The sequence below is a fragment of the Paracoccus benzoatiresistens genome (genome assembly GCF_026913015.1).
GTDB classification, from domain to species: domain Bacteria; phylum Pseudomonadota; class Alphaproteobacteria; order Rhodobacterales; family Rhodobacteraceae; genus Paracoccus; species Paracoccus benzoatiresistens.
On the sequence record NZ_JAPTYD010000030.1, the window covers coordinates 1 to 21,520 of the forward strand.

A 21,520-nucleotide genomic window follows, 5' to 3' on the forward strand; every position below is an offset into this window, starting at 1 on the left:
ACATCAAGGACCCCTCCCAGAACATCACCTGGACCACCCCCCAGGGCGGCGACGGGCCAAATTACCCGAATATGTGAACTGCGGCGCCAACACGGCCAGCCGATGATGGACACATCACCAGCCTGTAGTGTCTTTCATGATCGACCTGCCCAAGGTCGGACCCCGTAAACATCGGATCCGGGATAGGGCGACACGGGCGAGGGTAATGGCATTGAGGACGATGCCTCCGCAGCGCTCGTGAGCGGTGGCGATGCCGCGCCAGTCCTTCACGCGTGCGAAGGCATTCGAAGCGGCAGCGGGTCCTGCAGAGGCGCTCGGATGCCGGTGAAGTCGGCCGGAATCGGACTGCCGCCGGTCCTGGGAATGCTATCAATTTCGGCCCGCCTGCCTTATCATGCCCTTGTTCGTGCCTGTATCGGCCGGAAGCGCCGGACAGGCACATGTCAAGATGCCAACGCCATCCACAGAAGGAGGACGCATCATGAACCTCAGGCCGGATCCGACCTTCTATCCCTCGCCCAAGCTGGCGATGGCCGCGCCGACCGAGACGATCGCCTTCATGCTGATGCTCAGCCCCGACCGCTCGCGGCCCGACGGGCTTGCAGTCGTGGACGTGGATCCGACCTCTGCCAGCTATGGTCAGATCGTCCACCAGGTGATCATGCCCTACAAGGGCGACGAATTTCACCATTTCGGCTGGAACGCCTGCTCCTCGGCGCTGTCGCCGCTTTCCGGGCATGCCTTCCTGGAACGGCGCTACCTGATCATCCCCGGCATCCGCTCCAGCCGGATCTACATCATCGACGCCAAGGAGCCGCGCGAGGCCCGGATCCACAGGATCATCGAGCCCGAGGAGGTTTTCGCCAAGACCGGCTATTCGCGACCGCACACCGTCCATTGCGGCCCGGACGGCATCTACATCTCGACCCTGGGGGGCGGCGGCCCGGACGGGACCGACGGGCCGCCCGGGATCTTCCTTCTGGACTGCCAGACCTTCGACGTGATCGGCCGCTACGAGATCGACCGGGGCAGTCAGGACAAGCAATACGATTTCTGGTGGAACCTGCCGCGCGACTACATGGTCAGTTCGGAATGGGCGCTGCCGCCGCAGTTCGAGAACGGCCTTGTTCCCGAGGATCTTCTGTCCAACAAATACGGCCACCGGCTGCATTTCTGGAACCTGCGCGAACGCCGCAACGTGCAGACGATCGATCTTGGCGCCAATCACCAGATGGCGCTCGAGGTGCGGCCCGCCCATGACCCGGTCAAGGAATACGGCTTCTGCGGGGTCGTGGTGGACACGACCAACCTTGAAGGCTCGGTCTGGACCTGGTGGCGCGAAGGGGGCGAATGGCAGGCCCGCAAGACCGTCACGATCCCGCCGCAGCCTGCCAGCCCCGACGACCTGCCCGAACTGCTGAAGGGCTTCGGGGCGGTGCCGCCGCTGGTCACGGACATCGATCTCAGCCTCGACGATCGGTTCCTGTACGTGTCCTGCTGGGGAACGGGCGAGATGCACCAGTACGACGTCTCGGACCCGATGGCGCCAAGGCTTGCCGGCAAGGTCGAGATCGGCGGCATCGTCAAGCGGGCCAAGCATCCCAACGGCCGCGGCTTCGGCTATGGCCCGCAGATGGTCGAGATCAGCCGCGACGGAAGGCGGGTCTACTGGACGAACTCGCTGTATTCGGCCTGGGACGACCAGTTCTATCCGGGCGACCGGGGCGGCGCGATGGTCAAGGCCGATGCGGGCGCGGATGGCGGGCTGGAGCTGGACCCGGACTTCTTCGTCGAATTTCCCCAGGGATACCGGAGCCACCAGATCCGGCTGGAAGGCGGCGACTGTTCGACCGACAGCTTCTGCTATCCCTCGGCCTGATCCTTGGGCGGCCCCATCGGCACCACGGCCGCGCTGTGGCTGGCGGTGGTGGCCAGTGGGCTTTACCACGGCCTCAATCCCGGCATGGGCTGGCCGCTGGCGGTTTCCGCCGCGCTGATGGAGCGGCGGCAGGGTGCGCTGTGGCGGGCGCTGGCCGCGCTTGGGGCGGGGCATCTTCTGGCCATGCTGGCGATCCTGACGCCCTTCGCGGTGATGACGGTGCTTCTGGAGTGGCAGCGCGCGATCCGGCTGGCGGCCGGGCTTGCGGTGATCGCCCTCGGCCTGTGGATCCTGGTCACGAAGCGCCACCCGAGGTTCCTGTCGCGGGTGAAGCCGTCGCGCTTGGCGCTGTGGTCGTTCCTGGTCGCGCTTGCCCATGGCGCGGCGCTGATGCTGGTGCCGGTCTATCTGGGGCTCTGCGGAACGGAACCCGATGCGGGCCACCGCGCCGCCGGGATGCTGATGCGGGACACGCTTTCCATCGCCCTTGCCGTGGCCCTGGCCCATACCGCCGCCATGGTCCTGGCCGGTGGCGCCCTTGCCTGGGCGGTCTATCGTTGGCTCGGGCTGGCCTTCCTCAGGATGGCCTGGCTCGACCTGGAGCGGCTCTGGGCGGCCAGCCTTGTGCTTGTGGGCGCCATCGCACTGGCGACCGCCTGACGACGGCGGATGCCGCGCCTCACTCCTGGGCGCGCAGCACGCGGGCCGGGCGGACCGACAAGGGCCGCAGGGCGAAGACCAGACCCGCGGCCAGGGTGGCCGCCACCCCGCCCGCGATGATGGCCAGCGCCGATCCCGGGGCGAAGCGGTAATCCAGTTCCATCACCTGGGTCAGGATCGCCCCCGCGGCTAGGACGGCGACACCAACCGCGACCAGGCCCGCCGCCGCGCCCATCATCGCGGACCGCAGCGCAAAGCTTGCCAGCACCAGCCCGCGCGTGGCGCCAAGGGTCTTCAGCACCGCGGCCTCGAAGACGCGGGCCTGTTCGCCTGCCGCCGCCGCGCCGATCAGCACCACGAAGCCGGTCGCCAGCGTCGCCAGCGAGGCCAGCGAGGTGGCGCGCGCCAGCGCCGTCATCGCCTCGGCCACGCGCCCGGCGGCCTCGCGCACGTTGACGGCGGTGATGTTGGGATAGGCGTTCGAGATGTTGCGCAGGATGCGGCCCTCGGCCTCGGGCGCGGCATGAAGGGTGGCGATATGGGTCTGGGGCGCGGACCCCAGGGTGGCCGCGTCGAAGATCATGACAAAGCCGATGCCGCCGCTGCGGAAGTCCAGCTGCCGGAAATTCGCCACGGTACCGGTGATGTCCCGCCCCAGGATGTTGACCGTGACGCGGTCGCCAAGGCGCAGGCCCAGCTCCTCGGCTTCCTCTGCGCCAAAGCTGAGAAGCGGCGGGCCGGAATGGTCGGGCGCCCACCATTCGCCCGCCGTCAGCACCGTGCCATCGGGCGGGGCCGCGGCATGGCTGACGCCGCGATCGCCGCGCAGCACCCAATGGTCGCCCCATTCACGGGCCGGAATGTCGTTGATCGCGGTGATGATCCCGCGCAGGGACGGGGCGGTCTCGACCTCGGCCACGCCCGGATCGCCGGCCAGCCGGTCCAGGACGCCCGCCAGCTGATCGGGCTGGATGTCGATGAGGAAGAAGGACGGCGCGCGCGCGGGGATCTCGGTCGCGATGGCGCGGCGCAGGTTGGCGTCGATCTGCCCGACGGTTGCCAGAACCGTCAGGCCAAGGCCCAGCGACAGGATCACGGCCGTGGATCCTTCCCGCGGGTTGCCCACGGCCCCCAGGGCCAGCCGCAGGGCGGTGCGCCCGCGCAGGGCAGGGTGGCGCGCCAGTCGCCGCGCCAACGCGCGCAGGCCAAGGGCCGCCAGCGCCAATGCCGCCAAGGCCGCCGCAACGCCCGCGGCCACCGCCAGCGCCAGGCGCGGCACCGAGGCCATGAGGGCGGCCGACCCGATCAGCGCCAGAACCGCCAGCACCAGAGCCAGCAGGTAGGGACCGCTGGGGCGGGCGCGCGACCCCGTCCCGATGCCGCGGAACAGGGCGGCAGCGCGCACCCGTTCCACCCGCGCCAGCGGCAGCAGGGTAAAGACCAGCGCGGTCAGCACGCCATACAGCGCCGCCTCGGCCAAGGGGGCGGGATAAAAGCCGAATTCTGCCGGGATCGGCAGGCGCGATTGCAGCAGGGGCGCGGCAAGAACCGGCGCCAGACCGCCGATCAGCAGCCCGGCCAGAACCCCCAGAAGGGTCAGCACGCCGATCTGCATGACATAGACGGCGACGATGGTCCGCCCCTCGGCGCCCAGGGTCTTGAGCGTGGCGATCACCGGGGTCTTGCGGTCCAGATAGCTTTGCACGGCCGAGGACACGCCGATCCCGCCCACCGCAAGCCCGGCGAGCCCGACCAGCACCAGGAACGAGCCCAGCCGGTCCACGAAGCGTTCGACCCCCGGTGCGCCGCGGCGGCTGTCGCGCCAGCGCATCCCCGCGCCTTCGAATTCCGCCAAGGCGGCCCTGCGCAGCCCGTCCAGCGTGTCGCCTGGACGCAGCGCCAGGCGATAGCTGGTCTCGAACAGGCTCCCCGGCGCCAGCAGCCCCGACCCGGCAAGACCCTCGGTCGAGACAAGCGTGCGCGGCCCCAGGCCGAAGCTGGCGCCAAGCGCGTCGGGTTCCCTGACCAGCGCGGCCATCAGGACGAAGTCCTGCACACCCAGCCGGAAGCGGTCGCCCACGGCCAGCCCCAGCCGGTCGATCAGCAGCGGATCCATGGCCGCGCCGGGCAAGCCGTCGCGTCCGGCCAGCACGTCGGCGACCGGCATGGCCGGATCGAACAGCGCCTGCCCGTAAAGAGGCCAGACGGCATCGACGCCCTTCACCTGGGTCAGTGCCCGTTCGCCATCCTCGGCCCCACCTGCCACCGCCAAGGACCGGAAATCGACAACCTCGGAAACGCGCGCGGCATTGGCCTCGATCCAGGCCCGCTCGGGGGGTTCGGCAAAGCGATAGGTCAGGCGCAGCTCCGCGTCGCCGCCCAGCAGCACCGCGCCTTCGCGCGACAGACCGGATTCCAAGGCTGCACGGACCGACCCGACCGCCGCAATGGCGCCGACGCCCAAGGCCAGGCACAGAAGGAAAATCCAGAAGCCCGACAGCCCGCCCCGCAGTTCGCGCCGGGCGATGCGCCAGGCGGCGGTCATATTGCGGTTCCTGACGCCGACCGCGAAGCAGGCTTGCGGTGGCTGCTTTCACCCTCGATCCGGCCATCGCGCAGGTGCAGGACGCGGTCGCAGCGCGCGGTCAGTTCGGCGGCATGGGTGACCAGCACCAGCGTCGCGTCGTGGCGGTCGCGCAGGTCGAACAGCAGGTCCATGATCACCTTTCCGCTTGCGCCGTCCAGGTTTCCCGTCGGCTCGTCCGCCAGCAGGATCGCGGGCCGCGGCGCGGTGGCGCGCGCCAGGGCCACCCGCTGCTGTTCCCCGCCCGACATCTGCGCCGGGTAATGGTTCATCCGCGCGCCAAGACCCACGGCGCGCAGTTCGGTCGCGGCGCGGTCGAACACGTCGCCCTGGCCTGCAAGCTCCAGCGGGGTGGCCACATTCTCCAGCGCGGTCATGGTCGGGATCAGGTAGAAGGATTGGAACACCACGCCCATCCTGCCCCTGCGGAACCGGGCCAGCGCATCCTCGTCCAGCGCCGTGAGGTCCTGTCCCAGGGCCTGCACCGTCCCGCCGGTCGCGCGTTCCAGTCCCCCCATCAGCATCAAAAGCGACGACTTGCCCGACCCCGAGGGGCCGACCAGGCCCAGGGTCTCGCCCCGGTGGACATCCAGCGAAACGCCTCGCAAGATCGCCACGGGCCCGGCATTGCCCTGCAGGGTCAGTTCAACGTCCTTCAGTGACAAAACCGGATCGGCCATGAACATCGTTCCCGAAAACCTGCGTTCCTTGCCATCTAGGTCTTGCCGCGTCCCAGGCAAACCACAATGGCGCAACATTCTCATGTCGCTGGTCCTGGCAGCCCTTCCGGCAGCCGGGCTGGCCCAGGAACCGCTGCGCCTTGTCGCACTGGGGGATTCGCTGACGCAGGGCTATGGCCTGCCCCCCGATCAGGGGCTGGTGCCGCAGTTGCAGGGCTGGCTGCGCAAGGCCGGCCATGACGTGATCGTGATCAACGCGGGCGTCAGCGGCGACACCACGGCGGGCGGGTTGTCGCGGCTGGACTGGACGCTGGCTGACAAGCCCGATGCGATGATCGTGGCGCTTGGCGGCAACGACATGCTGCGCGGCATCGACCCCGGGGTCAGCCGCGCCAACCTGGATGCGATCCTGACGCGGCTAGGGGCCGCGGGCGTTCCTGCCATGCTGGTGGGCCTGCCCGCGCCGGGAAACTATGGCCCAGAGTTCCAACAGGCCTTCGGGGCCATGTATCCCGAACTGGCCCGGGAGCACGGCGCGACGCTCTATCCCGACCTGCTGGCGCCCATCACGCAGCGATACGCGACGGGGGACAGCTATGGCGACCTGATGCAGGACGACCGCCTGCACCCTAGCGCCGCCGGGGTCGAGGCGATCGTCGCCGCCATGGGCCCGGCGGTGGCCGAATGGCTGCAGGAGATCAAGGCATCGGCGGAGTGATCGGCGGCCACGGGTGCCCGCACCGCTGCAACCGCCGGGACATTGATGCAGCCGGGGCATGGCCTGCCACGCCTTGGCAAGGCTACTTGCCGCGATCTGGCGACCGCTCTTGTGGCTGGGCCGCGAACCACGCCGCGTAAGGGGTGTTCCTTGCCATTTTCCGGTTCAGATCGGGTGTGCCGTCGTCCCACCAGACGGCCCCGCGTTCGCCCAGGCCTTGCTTGGCCGCGTCCACGGCACGATGCGCGGCATCCTCGGCCGTTGCGTCGCCCGCCGCACGCGCCGCGCGGACAGCCCGCCTTGCCGCCATCAACTGCGAGACAAGCCGCTGGCGCTCGCTTTCGGGCAGGTTCGGATTTGCCGCCCGCCAGAGCCTGCCGCGAACGACGATATAGCGCTTGTCGGGGGTGATCAGTGTCATCTTTCCTGCAGCCGCGGGCGCGGTGCCCTGGTTCTTGACGTCCGCCGGATCATTGCCGGTGGTCGATCGGCTCTGCCATCGCGCGGATCGCGCCTGCCGGGGTGATCGGCTTTTCCAGCCGGGGGAAATTGTCGAAGCGCGGGGGAAGAACCGTCTGGTCATAGCCGGTGGTGAACAGGAACGGCACGCCCCGCCGGACCAGCATGTCGGCCGCGGGAAAGACCATCTGGTCGCGCAGGTTCACGTCCAGGATCGCCCCGTCGGCCACGGGGGCCGAGGTGATCAGGTCCAGTGCGCCGGGGACGGTGCCGACAGGCCCGACAACGGTTGCGCCCGCCTCCTCCAATGCGCGGCGCGGTTTCGAGGGCAGCAGGAAATCGTCCTCGACGACCAGGATGTGCCGGTGATGCAGCGAGACGCCGGTCATGGCGGCGGGCTTTCCGACGTCAGGGGGACTGCAATGGTGCAATGGATCCCGTCGTCTTTCAGGCTGTAGCTCGTCCTGGCGCCCAGCTGATAGGGCAGGGCCTGTTCGATCAGTTCGCGCCCCTGCCCCGAGGTCGAGAGGGCCGGGTCCTTCTGCCCCAGAACCACCCCCGCTTCGCGCCAGTCGACATGCAGCCAGGACCGTCCGTCGGCCTGGGACGGGTCAACCCGCCACCGGACCGTAAGCTGTGCCGCCGGCTGGCCCAGGGCACCGTACTTGACGGCGTTGGTCGCCAGTTCGTGCAAGGCCAGGGCCATGATCTGGACCGTGGACGAACGCAGCCGGACATCCGATGGCCCGTCCAGATGCAGGGCCGCGGACTTGCCGTCCTGCGCGCCATGGGCGGACAGTTCGGATCGCAGCAATTCGTCGAAGGCCACCCGGTCCCCCTTGGGCAGGCGCGACAGCAGGCCTTGCACGCGGGCCAGCGCATCAAGGCGGCCAAGGAAGCTGTTCTCGAAATCGCCGGAATTCGCGGCGCTGCGCAGGGTCTTTTCCGCGACCGACCGGATCACCCCCATCAGGTTTCGGGTGCGGTGCTGCAATTCGGCAACCAGAACCTCCATCCGATTGGCGGCGGCTCGTTCGTCGGTGACGTCGCGGCCGATGCCGCCGATCTGGCGCACCGTCCCGTCGTCGCCGAACAGCGGAAACTCGGTGTTGCGAAGCCAGCGGATTTCCTGGTCGCTGGGGCGCCGGATCCGGTACTCGAAATTCACGCGCTCGCCCTGCCGGACGCGGCGGATATGGTCCAGCGCGTGGTCGCGGTCCTCGGGAACGATCAGTTCGGCCCAGCTGCGCAGATTGTTCCCGCCCATGACCTGATCGCGCTGGAGACCGTAGATCCTTTCGAAGGCCGGGGTCAGATAAACCCATTGCAGGCTTTCGGCGTCCCGGATCCACAGGACATCGGATGATGCCTCGCCGAATTCGCGCAGCTGTTCCTCGCTTTTGCGCAGCGCGGCCTCGATCGCCTTGCGCCCGGAAATGTCGATGCAGAACTCGGCCATTGTGCCGTCGCCCATATCGCGCCCGGCAAACAGCATCCAGCAGCGCGAGCCGTCGGCCAGGATGTATTCCTTTTCATAGGGCCCGATCCGCCCGGTGCGGTTCAGGATCTTTATCTGCCTGTTGCTCTCGGGGATGTGCTCCTCGGGCGTCAGCTTCTGCCAGGTCAGCTCGCCCTGTTCCACCTGCGACCGGCTGTAGCCCGTCATGCGCAGGAACACGTCGTTCGCGCTCAGCATGACGCCGTCATAGCTGAACGAGATCACGCCCACCGCCTTGGTTTCCAGCAGGTGGAATATCTCAGTCGCGGCGGGGGTGAAGTTGCGCACCCGCAGGTCGTTGTCCAGGAACACCGTGGCGATCTGCGTCGCTTCCAGCAGGTTCTTGAGGTTGGAATTGGCCCGGCCCAGTTCCGACACCCGATACGCCAGTTCGCCGTTGACGGTCTGCAGTTCCTCGTTGACCGATTGCAGTTCCTCCTTCAAGGTTTCCATTTCCTCGTTGGCGGCCTGCAATTCCTCGTTGATGGACTGGTATTCCTCGTTCGAGGACTTCAGCTCCCCGTTGGTCGATTACAGTTCGTCAATGGTGGCCTGCAGCCGGTGGCGGGTCACGGGCAGGTCGGTTTCCAGCCGCTGGACATGTTCATCGCCGTTCAGGCGCGCGCTTTTGGCCAGCCAGCCTTCGGCCATCAGCCCCATGTCCTGGAACAGCACCACCAGCGAGGTGATATCCCCCGCCCCCAAGGGTTCGATGATGATGTTGACGGCATTGGTCCTGTCCTCGTGGCGGACCAGCACGCCCGGCACCTCGATCCGGTTGCCCCCGGCCACGGCGCTTTGCAGGGCGGCCCGGACATCAAGGCGCAGGTCGCGGTGAACCAGGCTCATCAGGTTCAGGCTGGCGGCGCCCGGGGCGGGCTTGAAATACTGGCCCATCCGCCCCGAGAACTGCAGCACGTCCCCATGCGTGTCCACCACGACATAGGCGGGCGCATAGCGTTCGGCCACGGCCTCGGCCTGGCGGCTGATCGCATCGCCAAGGCGCGCGGGCGACAGCATCAACCCCTGCGCCGAGGCCACAGGGTCGCCGGCCCACGCCCGCAGGCTCAGCGGGACATCGGGAATGACCCGCGCCGCGGTTTCCAGCCGGCGGAACACCCGGTTCTTGCGTTCCACGGCCGCGAACAGCCTGCCATGCCGGGTGACGTTCTCGGACGAGCCCAGGAACAGGACGCCGCCGGGCCGCAGGGCGAAATGGAGGATCGGCATGATCCGGTCCTGCAATTCGCTGGTCAGGTAGATCAGCAGGTTGCGGCAGGACAGGATGTCGATCCTGGAAAACGGCGCGTCCTTGACCACGTTGTGGGGCGAGAAGATGCACATCTCGCTCAGTTCCCTGGACACGCAATAGGTGTCGCCCTCGCGGACGAACCAGCGCGCCAGCCGGTCGGGCCGGAAATGGGTGGCGACGCTGGCCGAATACCGTCCCGCCCGCGCGATGCCCAAGGCCCGCGCATCCAGGTCGGTGGCAAAGATCTGCACCTCGGGCGGGTGGTCAAGCCGCGCCATGTATTCGCGCAGCAGGATGGCGATGGAATAGGCTTCCTCGCCCGTGGCGCAGCCCAGAACCCAGACCCGCAACCGGTCCTCGGCGCCCTTCCCCTCGAACAGGCGGGGCATCTCGGCCTCCAGCACCTCGAATTCGGCGGGATCGCGGAAGAATTGCGTCACGCCGATCAGCAGGTCCTGGAGCAGGTTCTGCACCTCGTCACGGTCGGCCCGCAGCCGTTCGGCATAGGCCTCGACCGTTTCGATCTGCAGCACCTGCATCCGGCGCTGGACGCGGCGGGTAAGGGTCCCGCGCTTGTAGCCGTGGAAATCGTGGCCGGTGACATTGCGCATGATGGTGGTGATCTGCGTCAGATGCGCCTCGAGGGCGGACGGCACCTCCTCGTCGGCGGCCTGGGCCTGGCCCAGGCTGGACACATAGCGCCGGATCTGGGCGGCGATCGCATCGGCGGGCAGATGCAGGTCCACCGCGCCGGAGGGCCCCGCGCCATTGCCCGGCGGCTGTTTGTCCGGGCCCAGCTCGGCAATCGACAACCCGCCGAAATTCTTGGTGGCCGTGACGCCCGCCGTTCCGTCGCTGCCCAGGCCGGATAGGATCACCACCACCGCATGTTCATGGGCATGTTCGGCCAGCGAGATCAGCAGCGTGTCCACAGTGCCGCGATGGCCGATCGGCTCGGCCGCGGGCCGGACGCGCATGTGGCCGTCCTCGATCGTGATCAAGTCGTCCGAGCCGCAGACATAGATGTGATCGGGGGCCATCGCCTCGCCGTCGCGCGCGATGCTGACCTTCAAGGCCGAAAGACCTTCCAGCGCCTCCAGCACGGCGGGCACGTCCAGCCCTTCGTTCTGGTGGAGGGCGATCAGGTAGACGGCGCCCGTCGGCTCGTCGAGGTCGGCGAGGATCGTCCGGAAGGACGGAAGCGATTGTGCCGATACGCTGATCCCGATGACGGCCAAGGGCATGTCCGATCCGTCCGGCCGGCCCGGACGCTGCCTTTTCGCTTGTTCGTCCTGTCTCACGCGGGAATCCCTGGTGGCGCGGGGCATGATAGGTCTTTCCAGGGGCGGAAAGAAGCCGGGTTCCCTGCCTGCCCGCACCGGGGCAGGCCGATCTGCCGGACGGTGCCGAGCCGGCTAGTTCCTGGGCGAATCCCCATGGTGTTCACGCATCTGGTCGATATCGCCCAGGCTTCCCGGATGGGGCTTGTGGCGCGCCTTGTTCCAAAGCCAGGTCCCCGCCCACAGCACGATGCCCGTGGCCAGCAGCCAGCCCGCGATGCGGTACTGGTCCATCTGGGCCGCGCTTCGTGCCCAGGGCCCCGCCAGGAAGGCGCAGGTCGCCGCGCCGATCCAGGGCAGGGCCCCCGGCGCGCGGAAATGGTCATGCTCGACCGGACGGCGGCGCAGCACCAGCAGCGAGATGTTGACCACCGTGAACACGCAGAGCAGCAGCAGGGATGTCGTGCCGCCCAGCAGGCTGACCGCGGGAAGATCGGACCGCGTGACGACGAAATAGATCAGTCCGAAGGCCAGCGCGGTCGTGAACAGGATCGCGACCCAGGGGGTCCGCCGGGCGTGATGGACCAGCCCAAGGCCGTGCGGCAGCACCCCCTGGCGCGCCAGGCCATAGATCAGCCGGCTGGCCATCATCATGTTGATCAGCGCCGAATTGGCGACGGCGAACATGCCGATGAAGGGAAAGATCTTGTCGAAGGGCAGGTTCGGCGCGCCGGCGCGCACCACCTGCGTCAGGGCAGAGCCCTTGTCGGGGTTGGACAGGTCGCCCACCGGCACCAGGGCCACGGCGCAGATCGACACAAGGATGTAGATGACGCCCGTGATCCCCAACCCCGTCAGCATGATGCGGGGAAAGATGCGGACCGGGTCCTTGACCTCCTCGGCCATGTTGACCGAATCCTCGAAGCCGACCATGGCGAAGAAGGCCAGGGCGGTCGCGGCGGTCAGGGACAGGAAGGCGCCCTTTTCCTCGGACGACTGAAAGACCATCACCTCGGAAAAGTCCGCCCGGCCCTGCGCCATGGCATAGAAGCCGACCAGGATGATCATCAGAAGGCCCGTCAGTTCCACGCAGGTCAGGACCACGTTCGCCTTGACGCTTTCCCCCACGCCGCGCAGGTTGATGACGGCGACCAGCGCCATGAAGCCAAGCGCAAGCAGCAGGATGCCCGCGCTGCCCTTGGCAAGGCCCAGGCCGAAGCCGTCGTTCAGGAAGCCCGCGAAGGCATTCGACGCCGTCGAGGCCGAGGTGATCCCCGAGCACATCACCGTGAAGGCGACCAGGAATGTCAGGAAGTGGATGCCAAAGGCACGGTGCGCGTAAAGCGCGGCCCCCGCGGCCTGCGGATAGCGCGTCACCAGCTCCAGATAGGAGATGGCCGTGATCGTGGCCACCAGGAAGGCCACGAGAAACGGCGCCCAGGCCGCGCCGCCCACCTCGGCCGCGACGGTTCCGGTCAGGGCATAGACGCCGGTCCCCAGGATGTCGCCGACAATGAACAGCAACAAGAGCTTCGGTCCCATCACACGATGAAGTTCAGGCTGATGCGGCGTCGCAGCCCGTGTCGGATTTGCGTCAGACATGTTGCCCCCCGTGATCGCTTCAACCAAAGGATGTCTGCTGGGTCGCATGGCAGCAAGGGAAATCGCCCTGCTTCAGATCCGCCTCCTCCCCCGACAAAACGCTCGGTGGCTTTCCGCGCATCCGTGTTACAGTCTGGCTCCACGACCCGCGATTTCCCGCAAACGCCCGATTTTTGCATTTATTTCGGAGCCGGCCATGCATCCTTTCCTTGTCCTGATCCACCTGGCTGCAGCCGTCATGTTGCTGCTCTGGGCTGTCAGGATGGTGCGGACCGGTGTCGAGCGCGCCTTCGGTGCCCGCCTGCGGGGCGCCATGCGGCAGGCGGGAAGCAGCCTGCCCGCCATGGCGGCGATGGGGCTGGGGCTTGCCATCCTGCTGCAAAGCGCGACCGCCGTGGGGGTGCTGGCGACCGGCTTTGCCGCGTCCGGCCTGATCGGGGTCAAGATCGGCATCGCGGCGCTTCTTGGCGCGGATCTGGGATCCGCCCTGGTGGTCAAGCTGCTGTCCTTCGATCTTCGCGAACTGATCCCCGCGCTGCTTCTGGTCGGCACGACGGCCTTCCTCAAGTCCGAGCGCCGGATGGTGCGGCAGGCCGGGAGGATCGTCCTGGGCATCGCCTTCATCCTTCTGTCGCTGCGCATGATGGGCGAGGCGACGCAGCCCCTGCGCGACAGCGCCGTGCTTCCGCAGGTGGTGGAATGGCTGGCCGGCGATCCGCTGACGGCCTTTGCCGTGGCCACCCTGCTAGCCTGGGGGCTTCATTCGTCCGTGGCCACCCTGCTGATCGTGGCGAACTTCGCCGCAGGGGGCCTTCTATCGGTCGAGGCGGCGGCCCCCATGGTCCTGGGCGCGAACCTGGGCGGCGGGTTTGTCGCGGCATGGCTGACCCGGGGGTCGGGGCTTCCGGCGCGGCGGATCCCGCTGGCCAACCTGATCTTCCGCGGCATCGGCGCGGTTGCCGTCCTTCTGCTGTTGCCGTTGTTGCCGCTGCATTGGCTGGGAGGCGACGCGGCTGTCCGGCTTGTCAACCTTCATGTGCTGTTCAACCTGTGCCTGCTGGTCGCCTCGCTGCCCCTTGCGGGATTGATGGACCGGCTGACCGCGCAGCTTTGGCCCACCCCCGCGGAACCCGACACGGCGAACGGTGCCTGGCGAAGCGCCCTGGATCGCGCCCTGGTGTCGCGGCCCAACCTTGCGCTTGCCAGCGCCCGGCGGGAACTGCTGCGCATGGGGGAAACCCTTGAAGCGATGCTGCGGCCGGTCATGGATGTCCTGGAAACGGGCGACGAACGTCGGATCGCCCGCCTGCGCGGCATGGACCAGGAGATCAACCGCCGCCACAGCGACATCAAGATGTTCATCGCCGAGCTGAACCATGCCAACCTGACCGCCGAGGAAACCCGCCATGGGTTGGAGCTTGCCAGCCTGGCCATCGACTTCCAGGCCATCGGCGACCTGATCGCCAGGAACCTGCTGGGGCAGGCCACCGACAAAGCCCGCGCCCGGCTGCGGTTCTCGAACGAGGGCTGGCGCGAACTGAACGCCCTGCACGACCGGGTCATGGCGAACATGCAGATCGCGCTGAACATGCTGGTTTCGGGCAATGTGGAAAGCGCCAGGCACCTGGTGGCCGAAAAGGCGGTGCTGCGGCAGATGGAACGTGACTGCCACGACCGCCACCTGTCGCGCCTGCGCAGCGGGAATCCCTACAGCATCGAGACCAGCGACATCCACCTGGAGGTGGTGCGCGCCCTGAAGGAGATCAACTCGCTGCTGGTCAAGGTCGCCTATCCCATCCTGTCCGAACACGGCCATCTGCTGGAAACCCGGCTTGCCGAGCCGATCAGCTACAGAATGAACTGACGCCGTCCCGTCCGGGGGGGGCGCGACCGGCTTCTTTTTTCCTCCGATATGAACCACCTGTGCTGTCCTGGCGTTTGGCGTTACTAATCCTTGGCAGCAGGGTGCCTGTGTGATCCCACCTCTTCCGCCGTCGCGCGCCGAGCCGTCGCCGCAACCGCAACAGTTCGACGTGCTGCGCCTTGCCGCGGCGCTGGTGATCGCAGCCGTCATCATCGCCACCCTCTACCTTGGCCAGGTCGTGCTGATTCCGCTGGCCATCGCCTTTCTCATCAGCTTCGCACTGGGGCCCCTGGTGCACTGGCTGGTGCGGCATGGGCTGTCGCGCATCCTTGCCGTGTCGCTGACAATGGCGCTGGTGCTGACGGTGCTTGGCGCGCTCGGGGCCGTTGTCGCGCTGCAGGTGCAGTCGCTCAGTGCCCAGTTGCCGACCTATCAGTCCACCATCAGGACCAAGATCGAGGATCTGGGCACGCGGATGCAAGGGCCGGGCTTTCTGGAAGGCGCGCTGCAGACCGTCGATACCGTCCAGAAGGAAGTGGCCGAGGTCGTGGGCGAGGGAGAGGAAAACGCCGTTCCCCCGCAGCGGGTGCGCGTCATCCCCGAGCCGGTCTCGCCCCTGAAGACCGCAATGCAGTGGCTTGCGCCGCTTCTTGCGCCGATCGCCACGGCGGGCATCGTGCTGGTGTTCGTGGTGCTGATCCTGCTGGACCAGGGGGACCTGCGGGACAGGCTGCTCAGGATACTCGGCGGCAACATCTATCGCTCGACCGACGCGCTGGAGGAGGCGAGCAAGCGCATCTCGAAATACCTGCTGATGCAGCTGGTCGTGAACGTGACCTATGCGATCCCGATGGGGCTGGGGCTTTGGGCCATCGGGGTGCCGGGATGGATCCTGTGGGGCACGCTGGCCGCGGTGATGCGGTTCATCCCCTATGTCGGGCCGATCCTGTCGGCCGTCTTCCCCCTCAGCCTGGCCTTCGCGGTCGATCCGGGCTGGAACATGGTGCTGCTGACGGCAGGGCTGATCCTCGTGCTGGAGCTTGTGTCGAACAACGTGGTCGAGCCGCTTCTTTATGGCAGCAGCACGGGGCTGTCGGTGCTGTCGCTGATCGCGGCGGCCACCTTCTGGACCGCGATCTGGGGCCCGGTGGGGCTGGTCCTTTCGACGCCGCTGACCGTCTGCCTGCTGGTCGTCGGCCGCTACCTTCCGCAGCTATCCATCCTGGAAACGCTGCTCGGTTCCAGTCCCGCGCTCAGCCGGCAGACCCGGATCTACCAGCGCCTCATCGCCAACGATCCCGAAGACGCCATCGACCTTGCCGAGGACGCCATCGGCGAGGCGTCGGTGGTCGACTTCTACAACGACGAGGGGATGGAGGTGCTGCGCCAGGCCAGCATCGACTATATCAACAACGCCCGCGCCGAGCACCGGCTGCGGATCGCCAACGGCATGGACGATCTGCTGCAGGAAATCCGCGACGAACACCCCGCCGATCTGCCGGAAGACGCCGCACCCAGGGTCGTCTGCATTGCCGGCAAGTGGGAAATCGACCGCCAGGCCGGCGAGATGCTGGCCCACAGCCTGCAGCTTGACGGATTGCCCGCCGCCGTGCGTGCGCCGGGCAGCATCACCTCGCGCCATGTGGCCGGGCTGGAACTGGAAGGGGCAGAGGTCGTGGTGCTGAGCTTCTTCAGCCGCGAACCGGACGCCGCGGCCCGGAACCTGACCCGGCGCATCCGCAGCCGCTGGCCGCGGGCCAAGATCGTGCTCGGCCTCTGGGGCGTGCCGTCCGACGAACTGGACGACCGGCGGCGCGATGCGCTTGGCGCCGATGCGGTGGTGGCCTCGATCGGGGAGGCGGTGCGCCGCGTCGTGCTTCTGACTGGCGAGGCAGAAAAGGCTGCGGTCCCGGTCGAGCAGGACCCGCAGGCCGCGGCCGCCCGGAACGAGACCTTGAAGGACGTCCCGCTGGGAGACCAGGACCTGCGCGAGGATCTGAACGATTACGCGATCCGCGCCGCCGACGTGTTCGACGTGAAGACCGCGGTGATCATCGCCATCGAGCCTGCCCATGAACTGGTGATCGGCGCCAGCCGCGACCTGCCTGGTCCGCGCAGTGCCGACGGGCGGGGCCTGGTCCTGCTGCCGCCGCACGCGGCCCTGGCGGCGCGGCTTCTTGTCGATGCCCATCCGCTGATGGTCCCCGACATCGAGCGCGACCCCGAGCTGGCGGACAACGACATCCTGCGCGCCTGGTCGGCCCGCGCGCTTGCCGCCGCGCCGGTGCGGCAGGCAGATGGCGTGGTCCTGGGCGCGCTGTGCCTGATCCACGACGAGGTGCGAGAGCTTGACGAGGAGGAGGTGCGGCTGCTTGAGACACTGGCCGCCGAGCTTGCCGAGCGGCTGACCGGCGAGGAGGCCGCACCGCTCCGCGAACCCGAGGAGCCTGTCGTTTCCGCCAAGGTGGGCCAGCAGGTGCCGGAGTGACGCCGGGGGCGCGGGTCACGCCTGCGAGGTCAGCCTGACGCCCGCCAGCGTGACCGCAAGCCCCACGAACATGACCGCCGTCAGCGGCTCGTCGAACAGGGCCCAGGCCCAGATCATCGTGACAGGCGGGCACAGATAGATGACCGCGCTGACCTTGGCGGCCGGAAACATCCGCAGGCTGGCATAATAGATCCCATAGGCGACAAAGGTCGCGATCAGCACCAGCCAGACCATGCCGATGGCGAATTCGCGCGTCATCGGCGGGGCAAGCCCATCCCCCGCCGCCAGCGAGAACGACCCGAACAGGACCGAGCCTGTCAGCGAGTGGATGCAAAGGCTTTGGTGGATCGGCATCTGCAGGGAAGGACGGCCCCGGCGCAGGACCGAGGCAAGCGCGAAGACCAGCATCGATCCCACCGTCAGGCCATAGGCCCAGAGCGGCGCCGTCCCGACGCTGATGCTGTCGAGGGATACGATCAGCACGCCAGCGGTCGCGATGGCCGTTCCCAGCCATTGCCGCGCGGTCAGGCGCTCGCCAAGGACCGGTTGGGACAGCGCCGCGATGGCCAGCGGCAGAAGATCGCTGATCAGGGCCACCAGCCCCGTCGGGACCCGCTGTTCGATCGCCAGCGCGAAGCCCCCCAGATAAAGGAAGACCGCCATCACGCCGAAGCCCATCTGCAGCAGCACCGCCCGCATCCGCAGGCGCGGCCCGGAGAGGATCGCGAAGGGCAGAAGGATCAGGCCGGACAGCAGCGTGCGCCAGAACAGCAGCAGAAAGACGCTTGCCTCTTCGTTCGCATAGCGGATCCCGATGAACCCCGAACTCCACCCGATCACAAGGACCGTGGCCATGATGGGCCAGAGCAGGGGATGGTGCCGGGGTGCCGCGGAGGCAGGCGCAAGATCGGTCATGTGTCGCTTTCAAAGCGGGGTTACCGACCCTGCCTAACCGGGCGCCGGGAAGGATGCACATGACAAATTTCGATCAGGGCATGACAGTGCAGCTTGTGGCGTCATGAACTGTTGCTTTTGGCAGCCAGTCGGGTCATGGAAGGGGAAGGTTGCAGGACATTCGCCAATGACCGAACTGATCGCCCGACGCCTTGACATCGACGCCTTGCGCGCCCTGCGCGCGATCGACCAGCATGGCGGGGTCACCCGCGCGGCCGAGGCGCTTGGCCTGACGCAATCCGCCGTCAGCCACAAGATCAGGCGGCTGGAATCCAGCCTGGGCTGCGATCTTCTTGACCGACGGGCGGGCGGGCGGATCTTCACCGCCTTTGGCGAGGAGCTTCTGCACTATGCCGGCCGGATCCTGTCGCTTCATGACGAGGCGCTTCTGAACCTGACCAGGACCGAGCTCGCGGGCCGCGTCCTTCTGGGGCTGACCGAGGATACCAGCTGCTCGGATCTGTCCCGCATCCTGGGGCGCTTCCGCCGCGTGCATCCGCAGGTGGCGGTCCGGACCAAGGTCCGCATGAGCCTGGTCCTGCGCGCGATGCTTGACCGGGGCGAACTGGATGCCGCGATCGTGCAGGTCTTTGCGCATGAAGTCAGGCCGACCGACACGGTCGTGCTGCGCGAACGGCTCCACTGGGTCAGGGCGCGCGGACTGGCCATTCCGGCAGGCGGGCCGATTCCCTTTCTGTCCTTTGATGACGATTGCTTCTACCGCCGCTGGGCCCTGGATATCGGGCAGGACGGAGGGATCGATCTGGAAACCGTCTTCGAATGCCCAAGCGCCGCCGGCATTGTTGCCGCCGTCGGCGCGGGCCTTGGCGTGGCGCTGCTGAACGAGCACCACGTGACGGCAGGGATGGACATCATCACGGACCTGCTTCCGGCGCCGCCGGATCTCGCCTATGTCATCCGCCGGGCCCGCAAGTCCCGGAACCCGGCGATGGACAGCCTTGTCGCGGTGATCGAGGACGAGATCAGCCGCCGTGGCGGGCTGGCCCTGGCGGTCTGAAGCAGGCCGCGGCGCCTGCCGCCCCGCGCCCTGCCCGGGCGATCCTAGCCGTGCGAATGGCGGCTGGTCGCATAGTCGATCATGCCCTGGAAATCGACCACCACGGCCGGCTCGTCGCCGACGGTCCAGGCATCGTGCCCGCTTGGCAAAAGCGAGACATCGCCCGGCTTGCAGTCGAATTCCGAGCCGTCGTCCATCCGCACCCTCAGCACGCCCGAGACGTGATACTGGAAATGCGGTGCCTCGCAGCTGGGGGTATTGGCAAGCGGCTGGACCGAGGTGGACCAGCGCCAGCCCGGCTCGAAGATGCCCCGGCCGACGGTGGCCCCGCCGACCTTGACCAGTTCAAGGCGGCCCTTGGGAAATTCGCGGACCTCGTCCGGGGTGGTGAAGGCCTTCACTTCCGCCTTCGCGGCGTTTTCGACAAGCATGGTTTGAACCCTTTCGGTCAAGGGGCGCATCTGTCCGGCGCAGCCGCCCCAGTTCCGGACCGCTGCCCGGCGGCCAGGGGTGTCGGGGAATGCCGGAACGTCCGGGTCGTGAACTATTCGTCCCAGGCCTGGACCACGGTTTGTTCGGCGATCATCCCGTCTTCAAGCCTGAGCAGCGCGATGCAGAAGACCTTCGCGCCGTCCGGATAGGTGCAGGCCTGGGAAAAGGCCATGCGGTCCCCGTCGGCAAGCGTGATGTCGACGTGATGCGTCATCATCCGGCTGCAGATATCGTCCCAGAAGCTGGCAATCGCGCCCCGGCCCCTGATTTCCTTGGGACGGCTTGGCGGATTGTTGCGGTCGATGATCCGGGTCACCGCATGGTCGGCGTAGAACGAGGCGAGCGTCCGGCCGTCGCGGTTCTCGATGGCCTGCTTGATCGCATCTCCGGTCACGGGTGTCGATGTGGTCAGCATGGTGTTTCTCCTTTCCGGCCGATCCTCATCCTGATCAAAGCCTAGCCCCTTTCCGCCGCCCCCGCTTCCACCGAAAGCGCCATGCCTTCGATGGCCCGAAAGAGCCATGGTCACGGCGCGTCCCGCCGGGCGGCCAGACCGGCCACGGCGGCCCGGCTTGGCAGGTCCAGCTTCAGCAGGATGTTGGCGACATGCCGCTTGACGGTATGTTCGCTAAGGCCGAGGTCCACGGCGATATGCGGGTTGCTGAGGCCGTCCGCGACCAAGGCCAGGACCTCGCGCTCGCGCGGTGTGAGCGCGTCCAGGTTTGCTGCCCGGGGCGCGGTCCGGCTCCGCGGCTCCAGATGGCGTTCGCTGGCGATGGCCACAAGGGGCAGGGGGGCGCGGCAATCGATCCCGGCAAGCGCCCCGCGATCCACGAATTGCAGGCCCGAGCCCGAGACCAGTTCGCTTGCCAGGCGCGACAACAGGATCTCGGGCCCGCTGCCCCGGGCGGCGATCCGGTCGGCGACGTCCAGCACGGGTCCCGACAGGTCTTCGGGTGAGGGGTCGATCTCGCCCACATGGATGCCCTGGGCCACCCACAGCCCCAGCGAGGCGGCGGTCTCGCGAAGGGCCACCGCGCAGCTTGCGGCGCGGGCGGCAGCCGGGAAGCGCGCATGGGCCTGGTCCGGCCTGGTCCATCGCGCGTGACCGCCATGGCGGGCGACGACCGGGGGCAGGGCGTCGCGGAACAGTTCCATCCTTTCGCCCAGGTGCCGCCCCGGCACGGTCCTGCCGGCTCCGCTGGACATCCCGAGGACGCGCAGGACCAGCAGCGCGGCCAGCATCCGGTCGCCATGGGCCACCGGCTTCTCGCCGGTCAGGAACTGCTCGATCGCGTCGGCGGCAGCGTCCACGTCGCCCATCCAGATCGGATGCTCCTCACCCGGCAACTCGACAAGCCGGGCGCCCGGTATGCCGCGCGCCAGCGCGCGGCTGCTTTCGACGGGAACATGCGCATCCCCGGTCCGGTGGAGAACCAGGGCCGGCACGGCGATCGAAGGCAGGCTGTCGCGGACATCAAGGGCGCCCCACATTCCCACCAGGGCTGCCGCAGCCGTCGGACTGGCCGAAAGGCGTTCCAGGCGTCCCCACCAGCCGACAAGGGCGCGGTCGGCGGCGCGTCGGGGCGCGAGCCGCGCCAAGGTGGCCCCGGTCCCCCACGCGCCCTCGGTGGCCGACGCGAAAGCCTGCAGGGCCTTCGCATCCATGACCGAGGCGAGAAAGCAGGCATATCCCCCGTGCAGCACCAGCGCCCGGCAGCGCGACGGCCACATTGCCGCTGCAAGCATGGCGGCTGCCGCTCCGTCCGATGCCCCGATCAGGGCGGCGCGCCCGCTGCCTGCCGCATCCATGACGGCCAGGATGTCGGCGGCCCGCCCCCGCGCGTCCGGAGGGTTGCGCGAGTCGATGCCATCGCTCAGCCCCATTCCGCGCGGATCAAGCAGGATCAACCGGCAGAAGGCCGCCAGCCGCTTGACGAGATGGCCAAAGCCGGGGTCCTCCCAAAGGATTTCGATGTTTGAGGGAAAACCCGGAACCAGAACCACGTCCAGCGAGCCATTGCCGACCGTCTGATAGGCGATCCTTGCCCCGCCACTGGTGGCGTATCGGCTGATGACCTTCCGCATGTCC

At 67.9% G+C, this 21,520-nt stretch carries 18 protein-coding genes; 7 read left to right on the forward strand and 11 right to left on the reverse strand.

Annotated elements, in window-relative coordinates:
• The 3 genes from OU682_RS24280 to OU682_RS16215 form a co-directional block, all read left to right on the forward strand.
• A partial coding sequence (locus OU682_RS24280; protein WP_218629015.1) for a 4Fe-4S dicluster domain-containing protein occupies window positions 1-77 on the forward strand: 77 nt, incomplete at its 5' end.
• A gap of 404 nt (window positions 78-481) precedes the next feature.
• Entirely contained in the window at window positions 482-1,879 is a 1,398-nt protein-coding gene (locus tag OU682_RS16210) for a selenium-binding protein SBP56-related protein (RefSeq protein WP_268943223.1), read from the forward strand.
• Window positions 1,880-1,882: 3 nt separating this feature from the next.
• Window positions 1,883-2,539 carry a hypothetical protein gene (locus OU682_RS16215; RefSeq protein WP_371832265.1) on the forward strand — a complete coding sequence of 219 codons (657 nt, stop codon included), beginning with the start codon at window positions 1,883-1,885 and terminating at the stop codon, window positions 2,537-2,539.
• A gap of 19 nt (window positions 2,540-2,558) precedes the next feature.
• On the opposite strand, the gene OU682_RS16220 is transcribed toward OU682_RS16215, so the two are convergent.
• Both OU682_RS16220 and OU682_RS16225 read right to left on the reverse strand, forming a co-directional pair.
• Entirely contained in the window at window positions 2,559-5,084 is a 2,526-nt protein-coding gene (locus tag OU682_RS16220) for an ABC transporter permease (RefSeq protein ID WP_268943224.1), read from the reverse strand.
• Window positions 5,081-5,803 (reverse strand): ABC transporter ATP-binding protein, encoded by a 723-nt coding sequence (locus tag OU682_RS16225; protein ID WP_268943225.1) that lies wholly within the window; start codon window positions 5,801-5,803, stop codon window positions 5,081-5,083. Before OU682_RS16225 ends, OU682_RS16220 begins: the two co-directional genes overlap by 4 nt.
• Before the next feature lie 82 nt (window positions 5,804-5,885).
• Here OU682_RS16225 and OU682_RS16230 point away from each other — a divergent pair, with 82 nt between their 5' ends.
• Window positions 5,886-6,521 (forward strand): arylesterase, encoded by a 636-nt coding sequence (locus OU682_RS16230; RefSeq protein WP_268943227.1) that lies wholly within the window; start codon window positions 5,886-5,888, stop codon window positions 6,519-6,521.
• A gap of 82 nt (window positions 6,522-6,603) precedes the next feature.
• On the opposite strand, the gene OU682_RS16235 is transcribed toward OU682_RS16230, so the two are convergent.
• From OU682_RS16235 to OU682_RS16255, 5 genes are all read right to left on the reverse strand, one after another.
• A complete protein-coding gene (locus OU682_RS16235) occupies window positions 6,604-6,942 on the reverse strand; it encodes a hypothetical protein (RefSeq protein WP_268943228.1) in 339 nt (112 codons plus the stop codon).
• Between the two features lie 49 nt (window positions 6,943-6,991).
• On the reverse strand, window positions 6,992-7,369 hold the full coding sequence (locus OU682_RS16240) for a response regulator (protein ID WP_268943230.1): 378 nt from the start codon (window positions 7,367-7,369) through the stop codon (window positions 6,992-6,994).
• Window positions 7,366-8,931: a sensor histidine kinase gene (locus tag OU682_RS16245; RefSeq protein WP_268943231.1), complete on the reverse strand. Its 1,566-nt coding sequence runs from the start codon at window positions 8,929-8,931 to the stop codon at window positions 7,366-7,368. The genes OU682_RS16240 and OU682_RS16245 overlap by 4 nt, the downstream gene beginning before the upstream one ends.
• A 78-nt stretch (window positions 8,932-9,009) precedes the next feature.
• Window positions 9,010-11,031 (reverse strand): CheR family methyltransferase, encoded by a 2,022-nt coding sequence (locus OU682_RS16250; RefSeq protein WP_268943233.1) that lies wholly within the window; start codon window positions 11,029-11,031, stop codon window positions 9,010-9,012.
• Between the two features lie 114 nt (window positions 11,032-11,145).
• On the reverse strand, window positions 11,146-12,537 hold the full coding sequence (locus OU682_RS16255; protein ID WP_268943234.1) for an APC family permease: 1,392 nt from the start codon (window positions 12,535-12,537) through the stop codon (window positions 11,146-11,148).
• 271 nt (window positions 12,538-12,808) lie between these two features.
• Here OU682_RS16255 and OU682_RS16260 point away from each other — a divergent pair, with 271 nt between their 5' ends.
• On the forward strand, window positions 12,809-14,476 hold the full coding sequence (locus tag OU682_RS16260; protein ID WP_268943235.1) for a Na/Pi cotransporter family protein: 1,668 nt from the start codon (window positions 12,809-12,811) through the stop codon (window positions 14,474-14,476).
• A 109-nt stretch (window positions 14,477-14,585) separates the two neighbouring features.
• Window positions 14,586-16,964: an AI-2E family transporter gene (locus OU682_RS16265; RefSeq protein ID WP_268943236.1), complete on the forward strand. Its 2,379-nt coding sequence runs from the start codon at window positions 14,586-14,588 to the stop codon at window positions 16,962-16,964.
• A gap of 15 nt (window positions 16,965-16,979) precedes the next feature.
• Here OU682_RS16265 and OU682_RS16270 read toward each other — a convergent pair whose 3' ends face one another.
• Window positions 16,980-17,879, reverse strand: a complete 900-nt coding sequence (locus tag OU682_RS16270; RefSeq protein ID WP_268943237.1) for a DMT family transporter — start codon at window positions 17,877-17,879, stop codon at window positions 16,980-16,982.
• 166 nt (window positions 17,880-18,045) lie between these two features.
• On the opposite strand from OU682_RS16270, the gene OU682_RS16275 reads away from it, so the two are divergent.
• Window positions 18,046-18,936: a LysR family transcriptional regulator gene (locus OU682_RS16275; protein WP_268943238.1), complete on the forward strand. Its 891-nt coding sequence runs from the start codon at window positions 18,046-18,048 to the stop codon at window positions 18,934-18,936.
• A 44-nt stretch (window positions 18,937-18,980) separates the two neighbouring features.
• Here OU682_RS16275 and OU682_RS16280 read toward each other — a convergent pair whose 3' ends face one another.
• The 3 genes from OU682_RS16280 to OU682_RS16290 form a co-directional block, all read right to left on the reverse strand.
• The gene (locus OU682_RS16280; protein ID WP_268943239.1) at window positions 18,981-19,367 is read right to left on the reverse strand and encodes a cupin domain-containing protein; all 387 of its coding nucleotides are present in this window, start codon (window positions 19,365-19,367) and stop codon (window positions 18,981-18,983) included.
• A gap of 113 nt (window positions 19,368-19,480) precedes the next feature.
• On the reverse strand, window positions 19,481-19,843 hold the full coding sequence (locus OU682_RS16285) for a nuclear transport factor 2 family protein (RefSeq protein ID WP_268943240.1): 363 nt from the start codon (window positions 19,841-19,843) through the stop codon (window positions 19,481-19,483).
• 110 nt (window positions 19,844-19,953) lie between these two features.
• Entirely contained in the window at window positions 19,954-21,516 is a 1,563-nt protein-coding gene (locus tag OU682_RS16290) for an alpha/beta fold hydrolase (protein ID WP_268943241.1), read from the reverse strand.
• Window positions 21,517-21,520: the final 4 nt, after the last annotated feature.

Bases quoted from the DNA above. Each gene is read 5' to 3' on its own strand.
- OU682_RS16210 (WP_268943223.1), top strand. From the start codon at position 482: ATGAACCTCAGGCCGGATCCGACCTTCTATCCCTCGCCCAAGCTGGCG.
- OU682_RS16235 (WP_268943228.1), bottom strand. From the start codon at position 6,942: ATGACACTGATCACCCCCGACAAGCGCTATATCGTCGTTCGCGGCAGG.
- OU682_RS16260 (WP_268943235.1), top strand. From the start codon at position 12,809: ATGCATCCTTTCCTTGTCCTGATCCACCTGGCTGCAGCCGTCATGTTG.
- OU682_RS16290 (WP_268943241.1), bottom strand. From the start codon at position 21,516: ATGCGGAAGGTCATCAGCCGATACGCCACCAGTGGCGGGGCAAGGATC.
- OU682_RS16270 (WP_268943237.1), bottom strand. From the start codon at position 17,879: ATGACCGATCTTGCGCCTGCCTCCGCGGCACCCCGGCACCATCCCCTG.
- OU682_RS16275 (WP_268943238.1), top strand. From the start codon at position 18,046: ATGACCGAACTGATCGCCCGACGCCTTGACATCGACGCCTTGCGCGCC.
- OU682_RS16225 (WP_268943225.1), bottom strand. From the start codon at position 5,803: ATGGCCGATCCGGTTTTGTCACTGAAGGACGTTGAACTGACCCTGCAG.
- OU682_RS16230 (WP_268943227.1), top strand. From the start codon at position 5,886: ATGTCGCTGGTCCTGGCAGCCCTTCCGGCAGCCGGGCTGGCCCAGGAA.
- OU682_RS16280 (WP_268943239.1), bottom strand. From the start codon at position 19,367: ATGCTTGTCGAAAACGCCGCGAAGGCGGAAGTGAAGGCCTTCACCACC.
- OU682_RS16220 (WP_268943224.1), bottom strand. From the start codon at position 5,084: ATGACCGCCGCCTGGCGCATCGCCCGGCGCGAACTGCGGGGCGGGCTG.
- OU682_RS16285 (WP_268943240.1), bottom strand. From the start codon at position 19,843: ATGCTGACCACATCGACACCCGTGACCGGAGATGCGATCAAGCAGGCC.
- OU682_RS16240 (WP_268943230.1), bottom strand. From the start codon at position 7,369: ATGACCGGCGTCTCGCTGCATCACCGGCACATCCTGGTCGTCGAGGAC.
- OU682_RS16245 (WP_268943231.1), bottom strand. From the start codon at position 8,931: ATGGAAACCTTGAAGGAGGAACTGCAATCGGTCAACGAGGAACTGCAG.